At 42.1% G+C, this 14,798-nt stretch carries 15 protein-coding genes; all 15 read left to right on the top strand.

Translation table 11 applies throughout. The features are described 5' to 3' along the window. The first annotated feature begins 49 nt into the window (after window positions 1-49). The 15 genes from rnmV (at window position 50) to spoVT (ending at window position 14,720) form a co-directional block, all read left to right on the top strand. The gene (rnmV, locus tag HM131_RS00860; protein WP_085027023.1) at window positions 50-613 is read left to right on the top strand and encodes a ribonuclease M5; all 564 of its coding nucleotides are present in this window, start codon (window positions 50-52) and stop codon (window positions 611-613) included. Then, complete coding sequence (gene rsmA, locus HM131_RS00855; RefSeq protein ID WP_085027021.1) at window positions 603-1,475, top strand: 16S rRNA (adenine(1518)-N(6)/adenine(1519)-N(6))-dimethyltransferase RsmA; 873 nt, start codon at window positions 603-605, stop codon at window positions 1,473-1,475. Before rnmV ends, rsmA begins: the two co-directional genes overlap by 11 nt. Window positions 1,476-1,540: 65 nt before the next feature. Beyond that, the gene (gene yabG, locus HM131_RS00850) at window positions 1,541-2,443 is read left to right on the top strand and encodes a sporulation peptidase YabG (RefSeq protein WP_085027019.1); all 903 of its coding nucleotides are present in this window, start codon (window positions 1,541-1,543) and stop codon (window positions 2,441-2,443) included. A gap of 303 nt (window positions 2,444-2,746) precedes the next feature. Beyond that, window positions 2,747-3,007, top strand: coding sequence for a biofilm formation stimulator Veg (gene veg / locus HM131_RS00845; RefSeq protein ID WP_035545428.1), 261 nt, complete (start codon window positions 2,747-2,749; stop codon window positions 3,005-3,007). A 153-nt stretch (window positions 3,008-3,160) separates the two neighbouring features. Then, window positions 3,161-3,340 carry a small, acid-soluble spore protein, alpha/beta type gene (locus HM131_RS00840; protein WP_085027017.1) on the top strand — a complete coding sequence of 60 codons (180 nt, stop codon included), beginning with the start codon at window positions 3,161-3,163 and terminating at the stop codon, window positions 3,338-3,340. Window positions 3,341-3,476: 136 nt separating this feature from the next. Beyond that, a complete protein-coding gene (gene ispE, locus HM131_RS00835) occupies window positions 3,477-4,343 on the top strand; it encodes a 4-(cytidine 5'-diphospho)-2-C-methyl-D-erythritol kinase (protein WP_085027015.1) in 867 nt (288 codons plus the stop codon). 61 nt (window positions 4,344-4,404) lie between these two features. After that, on the top strand, window positions 4,405-5,223 hold the full coding sequence (gene purR, locus HM131_RS00830; protein ID WP_085027013.1) for a pur operon repressor: 819 nt from the start codon (window positions 4,405-4,407) through the stop codon (window positions 5,221-5,223). Between the two features lie 494 nt (window positions 5,224-5,717). Continuing rightward, window positions 5,718-6,017, top strand: a complete 300-nt coding sequence (gene spoVG, locus HM131_RS00825) for a septation regulator SpoVG (protein WP_085027010.1) — start codon at window positions 5,718-5,720, stop codon at window positions 6,015-6,017. A 211-nt stretch (window positions 6,018-6,228) separates the two neighbouring features. Continuing rightward, complete coding sequence (gene glmU / locus HM131_RS00820) at window positions 6,229-7,608, top strand: bifunctional UDP-N-acetylglucosamine diphosphorylase/glucosamine-1-phosphate N-acetyltransferase GlmU (RefSeq protein ID WP_085027008.1); 1,380 nt, start codon at window positions 6,229-6,231, stop codon at window positions 7,606-7,608. A gap of 15 nt (window positions 7,609-7,623) precedes the next feature. Continuing rightward, entirely contained in the window at window positions 7,624-8,577 is a 954-nt protein-coding gene (locus HM131_RS00815; RefSeq protein WP_085027006.1) for a ribose-phosphate diphosphokinase, read from the top strand. A gap of 83 nt (window positions 8,578-8,660) precedes the next feature. Beyond that, the gene (locus HM131_RS00810; RefSeq protein WP_085027004.1) at window positions 8,661-9,323 is read left to right on the top strand and encodes a 50S ribosomal protein L25/general stress protein Ctc; all 663 of its coding nucleotides are present in this window, start codon (window positions 8,661-8,663) and stop codon (window positions 9,321-9,323) included. 161 nt (window positions 9,324-9,484) lie between these two features. Then, window positions 9,485-10,048 carry an aminoacyl-tRNA hydrolase gene (gene pth / locus HM131_RS00805; RefSeq protein ID WP_085027002.1) on the top strand — a complete coding sequence of 188 codons (564 nt, stop codon included), beginning with the start codon at window positions 9,485-9,487 and terminating at the stop codon, window positions 10,046-10,048. A gap of 84 nt (window positions 10,049-10,132) precedes the next feature. After that, complete coding sequence (locus HM131_RS00800) at window positions 10,133-10,363, top strand: anti-sigma-F factor Fin (protein WP_085027000.1); 231 nt, start codon at window positions 10,133-10,135, stop codon at window positions 10,361-10,363. A gap of 54 nt (window positions 10,364-10,417) precedes the next feature. Then, complete coding sequence (gene mfd / locus HM131_RS00795) at window positions 10,418-13,954, top strand: transcription-repair coupling factor (RefSeq protein ID WP_085026998.1); 3,537 nt, start codon at window positions 10,418-10,420, stop codon at window positions 13,952-13,954. 229 nt (window positions 13,955-14,183) lie between these two features. Further along, complete coding sequence (gene spoVT / locus HM131_RS00790) at window positions 14,184-14,720, top strand: stage V sporulation protein T (protein WP_085026996.1); 537 nt, start codon at window positions 14,184-14,186, stop codon at window positions 14,718-14,720. Window positions 14,721-14,798: the final 78 nt, after the last annotated feature.

Here is a 14,798-nt window from a genome sequence, read left to right as displayed (position 1 = left end):
GTGGTATGCTATGGAAAGATAACGGCCGACATAAGCAGGAGGAAATAAGGTGAAGATAAAAGAAGTCATCGTAGTGGAAGGCAAGGATGATACAGCACGTCTGAAAGAGGCCGTAGATGCCGATACGATTGAAACGGGCGGTTCAGCGATTAATGAAACTGTCCTTGAGCAGATCCGTCATGCGAAAGACAAACGAGGAATAATCATTTTTACCGATCCTGACTATCCGGGAGAGCGAATCAGACACATTGTTAACGAGCATGTACCAGGCTGTAAGCACGCTTTTCTTCCTAAGCATTTAGCGCGTGCCAAGCTAGATAAAGGCATTGGAATTGAACATGCTTCCGTTGAGGATATTCGTGCCGCTCTTTCGTCTGTATACGAGCTTGTGGAGGAGTATGAAGAACACATTACAAAAAATGATTTAATATCGTACGGCCTGCTTGGGGGGAGGTTATCCCGCCAGCGAAGACAGAAGCTTGGAATCAAACTTCATATAGGTAAAACAAATGGTAAACAGCTGCTTCGTCGCTTAAATATGTTTCAAATTACGAAGGAACAGTTGAATGAAGCCATGAGGGATATTATTCAGGAGGAAAGAAATGAAGAGTAAAGCAGTAGCAACACCAACACGTACGAGAGAAATTTTGGAGACACACGGGTTTTCCTTTAAAAAAAGCCTGGGACAGAATTTCTTGATTGATGTAAATATTCTAAGGAATATCATTGACAACGCAGGGATAAACGCTTCTGCAGGGGCTATTGAAATTGGTCCAGGGATCGGAGCTCTTACTGAACAGCTGGCCCAGAATGCTGATAAAGTTGTAGCATTTGAAATCGATCAGCGATTGCTGCCTATCTTAAATGAAACCTTATCCGATTACGACAATGTGGAAGTCATTAACCAGGATATCCTGAAGGCTGATGTGAAAGAAGTAATCAAAGAGCACTTCCAACCGGGGCAGCCAATCCGTGTAGTTGCAAACCTTCCTTATTACATCACAACTCCTATTCTAATGAAGCTGTTGATGGATCGCCTGCCGATTGACAGCATTACAGTTATGATTCAAAAAGAAGTGGCAGATCGAATGGCTGCTGAACCAAATACGAAGAGTTATGGCTCATTATCCATCGCTGTTCAATACTACACAGAGGCAAATGTATCTATAAATGTGCCTAAGACCGTGTTTATGCCGCAGCCAAATGTCGATTCTTCTGTACTCCATTTAGAAATGAGATCTTCCCCTCCTGTTGACGTAAAGGATGAGGAGTTCTTTTTTGACCTTGTTAAAGCGTCTTTCGGACAAAGGAGAAAAACGCTGATGAATAACTTAGCCCGTCATTTTAAAGGAAAGATGGATAAAGAAGAACTTCGAGAAAAATTAGATTCTGTCGATATCGATCCGAAGCGACGCGGCGAGTCGTTAACGATGCAAGAGTTCGCAAAGCTAGCGGATTGCTTGTATTCTGAATAAACCGGGACACATCTTGCCCATTCTCACATAGACTACAGTAACGTTTGGTGTGAGGTGGGGAGTTCATGATAGTTAATGGAGATCTTGTTACAAGAAAGTCCTATCAACATGATATTATTTTTCGAGTGAAATCAGCCGATCGTCCAATAGTTAAGCTCATGGGAGAGCATATCCGCCTTGAAGCCGATGCTCCATATGAAGATTTGGAGAAGGTTTCAGGCTCAGAGTACCATAGACGTAAACAGCAAGTAGATGAACAGGAAGCTTACTCCTATCGTCTTTTCCGCCAAGATTACCGGTTATTAAAAGAGAAAAGAGACGCTGAAGCAGGTAATGGATATCAGACGGGAACAGAAGCCAAGTATTTTCAGATCCCTCCCCGTATTCTTCATCTTGATGGAGATCCTCTGTTTTTGAAAAAATGTATTGCGTTGTATGAACAATTAGGCTTGCAGGTTCATGGGCAATATCTTCATGAGAAAGAAATGCCACACCGAATCATGGATTTGGTTGAAAAGGTCCACCCGCAAATTGTCGTTTTAACAGGTCATGATTCCTACTCGAAAGCTAAAGGAACGACCAGGGAACTGGAAGCCTATCGTCATTCTCGTTATTTTGTAGAAGCGGTCAGAAATATTAGGCGTAAATATCCTAATTTTGATCAGCTCGTTATTTTTGCGGGCGCCTGTCAGTCTCATTTTGAATCGATTATTAAAGCGGGGGCAAACTTTGCCAGTTCACCTGCGCGTGTGAATATTCATGCTATCGATCCGGTATATGTAGCCGCTCGGATAGCCTATACTTCATTTATGGATCATATCAACATTTGGGAAGTTATCCGAAATACAATTAGTGGCGAAAAAGGTCTCGGCGGAGTAGAAACAAAAGGACTTTTAAGAATAGGAATTCCATATTCAGAAGAAGCAGAAGAAATAGAGGGAACAGAGGAGACAGGAGAAAATCAATAACCGTTGCTGTAAGAATGTGCAGCAGCGGTTTTTTCCATCGATTTCACTCATATTTCAAAAAAATTCTTCATACCCTTACCTTATGTGGATCTTTTTTATGGACACAGCAAAGCCGCTAAAAAACTCTTATTTTACAAGTTTTTCTTATTTGTTGCATAGTTTTCCTTTTAATGGATAACCTATCCGAGAAGCTATTTGAAAATATTATGATTGACATGTTTTTATAGCTATTGGTATAATGTGATGTTTATTTGACTTTGTCCCAGTTCTATGGTAAGATAAAAAACAGTGAGGTGGAGTGTAGTGGCTAAAACGTTAGTGGAAATTAAGCAATCCCTGGAAGGGCAAATTGGTAAACGACTAACATTAAAAGCGAACGGCGGTCGTCGTAAAACGATTGAACGCTCAGGAATTCTTGCAGAAACCTATCCTGCCGTTTTTATTGTAGAACTAGACCAAGAAGAAAATGCTTTTGAACGTGTTTCGTATAGCTATGCCGATGTTCTTACAGAAACAGTAGAACTGAACTTCGATGATTTGCAGACAATGGCTCTTGAGCAGTGAACACTAAGTTTACTGCTTTTTATTTTGCGCATTTTTAGAGAACATACACTAGAAAAGCTTACCATCCTTACATACATCTGCTGTGATGATAACAGGGAAAAGAAGCATACTAATATTGTCGTATCAAGTTGAAGGCGAAAGGAGCTGAAGACGATGGGACGCAGAAGAGGAATAATGTCCGATTCGTTGAAAGAAGAGATCGCGAAAGAACTTGGTTTTTACGACAAGGTACAGCAAGATGGATGGGGCGGCATTACAACACGTGATGCCGGTAATATGGTTAAACGGGCAATTCAAATGGCAGAAGAAGAAATGATGAAAGACCAGCTATAATAAAAAGGCCTTCAGGTGTGCTCAAGCATCTGGGGCCTTTTTGATGTGTTTCGCTCGTGACGTTAATCCCCGCGCCTCATCATGCGAAAATATGGTACAATGCATGAAGATAAACATGAAGTTGAGGTGCTTACGTATGCAATTATTTGAAAAAGCTCCTGCTAAGATAAATTTATCTTTGGATGTCTTATATAAACGTGAGGACGGTTTTCATGAAGTGGAAATGGTTATGACTACCGTCGATTTAGCGGACCGAATCGAGCTCAATCTTCTTGAAGACGGTAGTATCCGTGTTGAATCGGAAAGTCGGTTTGTTCCGAATGATGAGAGGAATTTGGCATATCGAGCTGCCAAACTGATAAAAGACCGTTATGAAGTTGAAGAAGGTGTAAGGATCTTTATAGAAAAAAACATCCCTGTTGCTGCCGGCCTTGCTGGAGGAAGCAGTGATGCGGCAGCCGTGCTAAGAGGTGTGAATAGACTTTGGGGGTTGAACTTGAGTACGGATCAATTGGCTGAACTAGGGGCTGAAATTGGGTCAGATGTGTCCTTTTGTGTCTATGGAGGTACGGGACATGCGACAGGACGTGGGGAAAAAATAAAGGCATTGCCCGCCCCTCCCCCATGCTGGGTAGTCTTAGCCAAGCCTCCCGTTGGAGTTTCCACTCAGACGGTCTATCAAAATCTTAATTTGGAAGGAGCTTTACATCCTGATACACAAGGTATGATTGCTGCTATTCAACGTTTTGATTTTGACGGCATCTGTGATCACGTTGGAAACACATTAGAAGGAGTAACGCTCAAGCTACATGAGGAAGTAGGTCAGATCAAGGATCTAATGCACCATGCAGGAGCAGACGCTGTATTGATGAGTGGCAGCGGCCCGACGGTATTTTCACTTGTGGATCAAGATGCCCGTGCGCAGCGGATTTATAACAGTTTAAAAGGGTTTTGCCATGAAGTGTATATGGTTCGTATGCTCGGTTATCGGGAGGACACTTGATAAAATCCGTACAAATTTGGTATATTAATAAATAATATTCGGATTTTGAGGTGTCTACTACATGAAAAGAAGTGAACGGTTGGTTGCAATGACTCATTTTATTTTAGAACGTCCGCGCGAATTGATTTCCCTCCCATTTTTCTCTGAGAATTATGATGCAGCTAAATCCTCGATTAGCGAAGATCTCGGCATCATCAACAAGATGTTCCAGCATGAGGGGATCGGTTATTTGGAAACTGTCTCCGGAGCAGCTGGAGGAGTGAAATATATTCCCGCCTTTTCAAAGTCTTACAGTGATACTTTTGTTAATCAGCTTTGTGAACGTTTAGAAGATCCTGAACGTCTTCTTCCCGGAGGGTACTTATTTATGAGCGATATCCTTGGCGATCCAGAAACGACGAGAAATATAGGACGCTTATTTGCTTCAGCCTTTAAAGATAAAGAAATCGACGCTATTATCACCGTTGCTACAAAAGGAATTCCACTAGCGTATGCTGTGGCTTCTTACTTGAATGTACCAGTCGTCATTGCCCGCCGCGACCCGAAAGTGACAGAAGGTTCAACGGTTAGCATTAATTATGTTTCAGGGTCTACACGCAAGATCCAGACGATGGTTTTAACAAAGAGATCTTTGAAAGAAGGATCTAAGGTTTGTATCATCGATGATTTTATGAAAGCTGGCGGAACTATAAATGGAATGCGTAACTTGCTGAAAGAATTTAATGCCGAAGTTGTCGGGGTCGGGGTGCTTGCTGAAGCAGAAGATGAGGAAGAGGATCGAGTGGTAGACGATTATATTTCTGTTGTGCAGATTATGAATGCCGACGACCGTCGTCAAACGATCGAAGTTCGCCCTGGCAACCTTTTAAATTATATATAAGTGTTCGGTTCTATGAAGGTCCTCTCCGCAATGGAGGACCTTCATTTTTTATACCTTAACGTTACCTCATGTGATTAGTAAGTTGCACTCTTGAAAATAAGCCTCCAACCAGAAATTTCGGGGCTTTTACATGATATATGGTGGATGGGAAAACGGGTCGCTTTCCGTGGGCATGTGATGAGCCTCCTCAAACTTCGTTTTCCAGGGCATCTAGCATGTTCATTCCACAGGGCGAATAGCCCGAGGAAGCTCGCCAGTTCCCCCGCAGGAAAGCGAACCCTTCCCATGCGCTCTAAACTTGAATCAAACACCTCGAAACCATCTCTCTCACTATTCTGTTATTATATGGAATTATAGAGAATAGCTAGAAGAGACGATGTGAATTATTAAAATATCTTGATTATAAAAATTTTTTTGAAAATAGGCAGGAATTTCTACCGTTTTGTGGAATTCATGTACATAAGTTCTTTTTGGGAAAAAGGTGGTGAATGATAATGGAAGTAACTGACGTAAGACTGCGACGCGTTAATACCGATGGAAGAATGCGAGCAATTGCTTCTATTACCTTGGATCAGGAGTTTGTTGTTCATGACATACGGGTGATTGATGGCAACAATGGGTTGTTCGTTGCAATGCCAAGCAAACGTACTCCAGATGGGGAGTTTAGAGACATTGCACACCCGATCAATTCCGGTACACGGGGCAAAATTCAAGATGCAGTTCTTGAGGAATACCACCGTGCTGGCGAAGCAGAAGAAGCTGAGGCAGAATTTGAAGAAGCCGGAGCTTCCTAATACTTATGAACGAAGAGAGTCTGACCTCAATTGGGAGGTTGGGCTCTTTTTTGTGATGCTTTTTTCCATTCTTATCAATAAGTACATTTAGTCCAAATGTATTTGTGTTTGGCATACTTTCACATGACTGTTGACCTATAGGGGGAATTGTTGAAATCAGGCCTGTTTTAAGATATTATTCATAGTGGATAATTAGGATGGAGGTACGTTTATGACTAACCGATATGCTGTAGTTTTAGCAGCTGGCCAAGGTACACGTATGAAGTCAAAGCTTTATAAGGTTCTGCATCCGGTATGCGGAAAGCCTATGGTTCAGCATGTTGTAGACCAGTTAAATACACTTGATTTGCAAGAATTGATTACGGTTGTTGGTTTTGGTGCTGAGAAAGTCCAAGATCAATTGGGTGAAGATAGCCATTATGTCATTCAGAAAGAGCAGCTAGGCACAGGACATGCTGTTTTACAAGCAGAAGATATTTTGGCAGATAAAGAAGGAACGACTGTTGTCGTTTGTGGAGATACTCCTCTACTGACAGGTAAGACGTTGCAAAAGCTTCTGGATCAGCATGACGAACAGAAGGCAAAGGCTACAATTCTGACAGCTCATGCTGAGGATCCATCTGGCTACGGACGTGTGATTCGCGGAGGTAACGGCCAAGTGGAAAGAATTGTTGAACAGAAGGATGCTTCTGAAGAAGAGCAGGCGATCCAGGAAATCAACACGGGTACGTATTGCTTTGATAACGCGGCGCTTTTTGAAGCGTTGAAAAACGTATCCAACGACAATGTTCAAGGAGAATATTACCTTCCGGATGTGATCGAAATTCTCAAGGACCAAGACGAAGTCATCAGTGCTTATCAAACGCCTGATTTCTCTGAATCCCTTGGGGTTAATGACCGCGTTGCTTTATCTAAAGCTGAAAAACTCATGAAAAAACGAATCAATGAGCAACATATGAGAAGCGGTGTAACAATTGTAGACCCTGACCAGACTTATATCGGCCCTGATGTAAAGATCGGACAGGATGTAGTGATTTATCCTGGATGTGTCATTGAAGGAGATACACAGATTTTTCATGACGCCGTCGTTGGCCCTCACTCTACGATTACAGATTGTCATATTGGAAAAGAGACTGTGGTGAAACAAAGTGTAGCGGCAAACAGCCGAATTGGAGAACGCGTACAGATCGGACCTTTCGCACATATTCGACCACAATCCTCTCTCGGAGACGATGTAAAAGTAGGAAATTTTGTGGAAGTTAAAAAAGCTTCATTTGGTGATGGAAGCAAAGCCTCACATTTGAGTTATATCGGCGATGCTGAAGTCGGAAGCGGTGTAAATATCGGGTGTGGTACAATAACAGTGAATTATGATGGACAGAATAAACACCTGACAACGATTGAAAATGATGCATTTATTGGCTGTAACTCAAATTTGATTGCTCCTGTCACAGTAGGTGAAGGGGCGTATGTAGCTGCTGGATCTACAATCAATAAAGATGTACCTGCAGAAGCCCTGTCCATTGCTCGTTCAAGACAGACGAATAAAGAAGGCTATGCGAATAAAATGAAGTCGATCAAAAAAGATTAACGGAGGGTTCGATCCATGGAAAATGGGTACAAGGATTCAAAATTAAAGGTGTTTTCACTGAACTCTAATCCTGAATTGGCCAAAGAGATTGCTGAGAATATCGGAGTAGAACTAGGGAAATGCACCGTCACATCATTCAGTGATGGCGAAATTCAAATCAACATCGAAGAAAGTATCCGTGGGTGCGATGTTTATGTTGTTCAGTCGACATGCGAACCAGTTAACCAGCACATCATGGAACTGTTGATTATGATTGATGCACTAAAACGAGCGTCTGCACGTACGATTAATATCGTTATGCCATATTATGGGTATGCAAGACAAGATCGTAAGGCACGAGCTCGTGAGCCGATAACAGCTAAACTTGTGGCAGATCTATTAGAAACGGCTGGAGCATCTCGCGTCCTTATGCTTGATCTCCACGCACCACAGATTCAAGGATTCTTTAATTTGCCGATTGATCACCTCGTCGGTGTCCCAATCCTTTCTGACTACTTCGAAGAAAAGAACTTTGAAGATATTGTTATCGTATCTCCGGACCACGGTGGTGTAACACGTGCTCGTAAGATGGCGGACCGTTTGAAAGCGCCAATTGCCATTATTGATAAACGCCGTCCGCGTCCAAATGTTTCCGAAGTCATGAACATTGTCGGTAACATTGAAGGAAAAACTGCGATTTTGATCGACGATATTATTGATACTGCAGGCACCATTACACTTGCAGCAAATGCTCTAGTTGAGAATGGAGCAAAAGAAGTGTACGCATGCTGTACGCACCCTGTGCTTTCTGGTCCAGCCATCGACCGTATCAACAACTCTAAGATTAAAGAGTTGGTCGTAACGAACACTATTCCACTCGGTGAAGATAAAACAAGCGAAAAAATTACAGAGCTTTCCGTAGCAGGATTGATCAGTGAAGCGATCATCCGTGTTCATGAACGTCAGTCCATTAGTATCTTATTTGATTAAAAATTTAATAAAATATGTTTAACTCTTGTCAATAACGGGAAACTGATATAAATGATTGGTAAATTTATTGGAGGTTGATGAATTTGGCTAACGTATTGAAAGCAAAACAAAGACAAGATCTCAAACAATCTGTAACACGTGAATTACGACTTGAAGGAAGCGTACCGAGCGTTGTTTACGGGAAAGATAAAGAACCGATTACAGTGGCTGTTGACAGCATAGAGTTACTAAAAACTGTTCGTGATGAAGGTAAAAACGCCATTATCTCACTTGATATCGAAGGTAAAGACAGCGTCGATGTCATGCTGCATGAATACCAGATCGATCCATTGAAGGACGAGCTTATTCACGCAGACTTTTACGTTGTAAATATGGGTCAGGAAATGGATGTTGAAGTTCCTATCCATTTGGAAGGAGAAGCAGCTGGATCGAAAGAAGGCGGTGTATTGCAACAGCCTCTTTACGAAATAGCAGTCCGTGCGAAACCTGCTGATATTCCTGAAGAAATCCTTATTGATGTGTCTGAGCTGAATATCGGCGACAGTATCCTTGTAGGAGACCTGAAGGAAGCAAAAGGTTATGAAATCACGGAAGATGAAGATACAACAATTGTATCTGTCACTCCTCCAGAAGAAATGCCGGAAGAGCCTGAAATAGAAGATGCGGATGCTGAACCTGAAGTCATCAATGAGAAAAGTGATGATGAAGAAGGAGAAGAAGCAGACGAAGATAAAGATAAAGAATAAACGAAGTTATGATCAAGGGGTGAGGCCAGAAGGCCCGCCCCTTTTCTATGATGAAGAGTAGGATAGCGAACGTATCTTCCTTGTCGATAGAATTAGACAACTTTTTTGTAAGAGCTTTGATATAATTTAGAAATAGCATTATAAAGCAAAGGAAGTTTTTGATGAAGTGTATCGTCGGACTTGGAAATCCAGGTAAAAAATATGAACAGACACGCCATAATGTAGGGTTCATGGTCATAGATGAACTGGCACGCCAAAACCAATGGTCCCTGAACCAGACGAAGTTTCGCGGTGTATATACAACTGAACATGTGAACGGGGAAAAGGTACTTCTTTTGAAACCCCAGACCTACATGAATTTATCAGGAGAGTCTTTGAGGGCCTTCATGGATTATTTTGATATTGAATTAGATGATGTCCTGGTTGTGTATGATGATCTAGACTTACCTCCAGGAAAAAATCGTTTGCGCAAAAAAGGTGGTCATGGCGGCCATAATGGGATACGAAATATCATTGAGCAATTGGGAACAAAAGAATTTAAACGATTACGAATTGGAGTGGGACGACCGAGTGTCCCCATGTCTGTCATTGATTATGTTTTAGGAACTTTTGATAAAGATCAGCAAACGGCTGTAAAGGACAGCATCCAGCACGCAGTTAAAGCATGTGAAGCATGGATTGACCAGCCCTTTAATGAAGTTATGAATGAATTTAATGCAAAGTAACTGACTGTAATGGTTTGCTGATTCTGTATAAGCCCTATGTAAGCCGGCAAAACTAAATACCATCAAGCCTTTAGGAGGATGGATATGAAAATTCGTTATTTTTGCCGGCATTGCAACAATCAAGTTGGTGAGTTGGATGCTGAACACGTAGACGTTTCACAATTAGGATTTGACCTTTTAAATAATGAAGATCAACAACAAATGGTTCATATGAATGGAAACGGGAATATGGATATTAAAACGATTTGTGATTCGTGTAAAGAAACACTTGATCAGAATCCACACTACCATGAGTTAGATCACTTTATTCAGTAAATCCTGAAAGCTTTTCTAGGTGAATAGCTTTACAGGATGGTGGAGGAGTTCGTTATGCAAGGAATTAAGGATTATCTATATCCGCAGGATGATATCCAGTCAGTTGTTGAGGGTTTTGAATCAGGGATGAAAGAGCAGATGGTAGCGGGTTTATCGGGAGCTTCCCGAAGTTTAATGATATCTGTAGTCAAGGAATCGTTAAACCGTCCTGTATTGCTGGTTACCCATCAACTGGTCCAAGCCCAGCAACTGTATGAGGACTTTCAAGAGCTGACTGATTCAAATCAAGTTCATCTATACCCTGTAAATGAACTGATCGCTTCTGAGATTGCGATTGCAAGCCCAGAGCTTCGAAGTCAGCGTATCGATTCTCTCAGCCAATGGCTAAATCAAGATACCGGCATACTTATTGCCCCTGTGGCTGCATTAAAACGGATTATGCCACCGAAATCCTATTGGGAGCACAATCAGCTCCCTTTTCGTGTTGGGGAAGATATTGATTTAGATGAATATCTCGAGCGTTTTGTCAGGATGGGATATGAACGCACGGAGATGGTGGCGACCCCTGGGGAGTTTTCGCTGCGAGGCGGCATAATGGACATCTATCCATTGACTGCTGAATACCCCTATCGTATTGAACTGTTCGATACAGAAGTGGACTCGATTCGTACGTTTGATTCAGAAACTCAGCGTTCACATGAAAAGCTGAAAGAAGTTTTTATAGGCCCAGCAACGGAACTGTTGTTACGGGATGAGGACTTTGTCAGGGCGTATCATCGCTTGGAGGAAGCGCTCAGCCACTCGTTACAGAAGCTGACTAAATCAGAGGCAAAAGAAACATTAAATCAATTCATTGAAGAAGACCTGGATCGGCTTAAACAGCAGGAACGTTTTCAGGAAATATATAAATATATTGGTTACTTTTACGACCGGCCTGTAAGTTTACTAGATTATCTGCCAAAGAATGGTCTGCTCATTCTCGATGAAATGAGTCGGATTCAGGAAACGGCGAACCGTCTTGATCAGGAAGAGGCCGAATGGCACCAGAGTTTATTGGAAGCAAACCAAATGGTTCGTGATTTGAAGATATCCTATGACTGGCATGATACATGGGCGAAGATGGAACATCCGCGCCTTTATATGTCTGTGTTCATGCGTCATATTCCAAATACGCATCCGCAAAATATCGTCAATATATCCAGCAGGCAAATGCAGCAGTTTCACGGGCAGATGAATTTACTAAAAAGTGAGATGGACCGCTGGCAGAAGCAGGATTACTCTGTCATCATTCTAGCTCCTGATGAAAATCGCCAGGAAAAAATTCAGTCCGTACTCGAAGATTATGATATGGAAGCGGTTATTGCGAAGGATGAAGTGAAATTACCGCTTACTAAACCAACGATCATGATCGGGAACATAAGCAGTGGATTTGAATGGCCGATGCACCACCTCGCCGTTTTAACGGAAAATGAACTGTTCAAGAAACGAACTGCTAAACCGAAGCGAAAACAGAAAATGTCAAATGCGGAACGGATTAAGAATTATCAAGAGTTAAAAGTGGGTGACTATATCGTTCATGCCAACCACGGTATAGGGAAATATCTCGGAATTGAAACTCTTGAAATGAATGGCAATCACAAAGACTTTTTGATGGTGAAATATTCTGGGAACGATAAGCTTTATGTACCTATCGATCAAATAGATTTGATCCAAAAATATGTAGGCTCAGAAGGAAAAGAGCCGAAGGTGTATAAGCTTGGCGGCAGTGAATGGAATAAGGTGAAGCGCCGTGTTCAATCTTCTGTTGAAGATATCGCTGATGATTTGATTCAACTGTACGCGGAGCGTGAAGCATCGAAAGGATATGCCTTCAGTAAAGATGATGAAATGCAAAGAGAATTTGAGACAGCTTTTCCATATGAAGAAACAGAAGACCAAATCCGCTGTATTGAAGAAATCAAAGAAGATATGGAACGAATCAGACCGATGGATCGTCTGCTTTGCGGCGACGTAGGATACGGGAAGACAGAAGTAGCTATCCGTGCAGCTTTTAAAGCGATCGTCGATGGAAAGCAGGTCGCTATTTTAGTCCCTACGACGATTTTAGCTCAACAGCACTATGAGACCCTTCAGGAACGTTTTCAAGGGTTTGGGATTAATATCGGTCTTATGAGCCGTTTCCGTACGAGAAAACAACAGAAAGAGACGACAGACCGTATAAGAAAAGGTCTTGATGATATTGTAGTTGGTACTCATAGAATTTTATCTAAAGACGTTCAGTTCAAGGATCTTGGTCTATTAATTGTAGACGAAGAGCAGCGCTTTGGGGTGAAGCACAAAGAGAAAATCAAGCAGTTGAAGCATAACGTTGACGTTTTAACTTTAACCGCTACCCCGATACCGAGGACACTTCACATGTCCATGCTTGGAGTAAGGGATCTGTCTGTCATTGAAACCCCGCCTGCGAACCGCTTCCCGATTCAAACTTATGTGCTTGAGTATAACCCGATTTTCCTGAGAGAAGCTGTTGAACGGGAAATGGCCCGCGACGGTCAAGTCTTTTTCTTATTCAATAGAGTAGAGAATATTGAGCGGATGGCGCAGGAAATCGCTGAGCTGGTTCCTGAAGCCCGTGTGACATTTGCACATGGTCAAATGAATGAAACAGAGTTAGAGAATGTCATGTTTTCCTTCTTAGAAGGGGAATTCGATGTGCTCGTCAGCACGACAATTATTGAAACGGGAGTAGACATTCCGAATGTTAACACTTTGATTGTTTATGATGCGGATCGAATGGGGCTCAGTCAGCTTTATCAGCTTCGCGGACGTGTTGGACGTTCCAACCGAGTCGCCTATGCCTACTTTACTTATCAAAAGGACAAAGTTTTAACTGAAGTTGCTGAGAAACGCTTGCAGGCGATTAAGGAGTTTACAGAGCTTGGGTCCGGGTTTAAGATTGCGATGCGCGACTTATCCATCCGTGGAGCCGGTAATCTTTTAGGCTCACAGCAGCATGGGTTTATTGATTCTGTAGGATTTGATATGTATTCTCAAATGCTCAAGGATGCGATCGAGGCTAAACGTCAGGGTAAAGAGCCGGAAGCTGTCCAGCCTTTTCAGCCGGAACTTGATATGTCTATGGACGCCTATATCCCTGAAGAGTATATCCGTGAAGAAAAGCAGAAAATCGACATGTATAAACAGTTCCAGGCGATAGAATCTGTGGAAGATATCCATGATCTTCGCGATGAGCTTATTGATCGTTTCGGGGATTATCCAGAAGAAGTAGAGAATCTATTCCGTGTGTCTTCGATCCGCCTATATGCGAAGCAGGCGAGAATTGAGTCCATATCTGAGAAGAAGAAAAAACTTGAAATGGTTATGGAATCGGAACAAAGCCAGCAAATTGACGGAGCAAAACTGTTTGAATTTGCCAATAAATACGGACGGATTGTCCAGCTTGGTACGGAAGATAACCAGTTAAAAGTAACCTTCAATTGGGATCGAAAATCTCAGCTCAAGCGTTATGAGATTGTAGAGGAGTTCATCAGTAAACTTCCAGAAATGGCACGGGAAACGACAACGGCATAATCATCATCCTACCCCTCACCTTTAAGGTGAGGGGTATCTTTTTTGAAGTTTTTACCCGTAATCCTTAACAAAATTATCCTAATTAACCGGTATATTATAAAAAAATCCATACCAAGGATGTATAGGTTTATTCTGCTGTATCATACTATCCTTAATCACCCGCTTATTCTGCATGCGCTTCATAGGATAGTAATAGGAACATCACCAAAGAAAAGGAGGCAGCATAAGAATGAAAGCAACTGGTATAGTACGTCGTATAGATGATTTAGGTCGTGTTGTCATTCCCAAGGAAATCCGCCGCACTTTAAGGATTCGCGAGGGGGATCCACTGGAAATTTTCGTTGACCGAGAAGGTGAGGTCATTCTGAAGAAGTATTCCCCAATTAGTGAGCTGGGTGATTTCGCAAAAGAATATGCAGATGCTCTAAGTGAAACCCTTGAAATGCCTGTTTTGATTTGTGACCGGGATGAATTTATTGCCGTAGCTGGTGGGGCGAAGAAAGATTATATGAATCGTTCAATCGGTTCGAAAGTAGAGCAGGTGATGGACTCAAGAAGCATGGCTTCAGAGAAGCACCCGACTCCAGTAGAATTCGTCCGCGGACAAGAAGAGGATGTCATATCATACATTATTCAACCTATTATCGCACAGGGTGATCCAATTGGTTGTGTTGTCGCTTTTAACAAGGAAGGATCTCCACTTGATGAAGGTTCAAACAAAGCGGTTCAGACAGCAGCCAGCTTTCTTGCCAAACAAATGGAATAGACAGTGAGGTCAGGTCCTTAACGGTAAAGGATCTGGCCTTTCGTATGATATAATAGGGAAGAACATACATCATACAGA

This window comes from Halobacillus mangrovi (genome assembly GCF_002097535.1).
GTDB lineage: Bacteria > Bacillota > Bacilli > Bacillales > Halobacillaceae > Halobacillus > Halobacillus mangrovi_A.
Note: the sequence above shows the minus strand (reverse complement) of the source record. Positions and strands in the feature narration are given on the sequence as shown.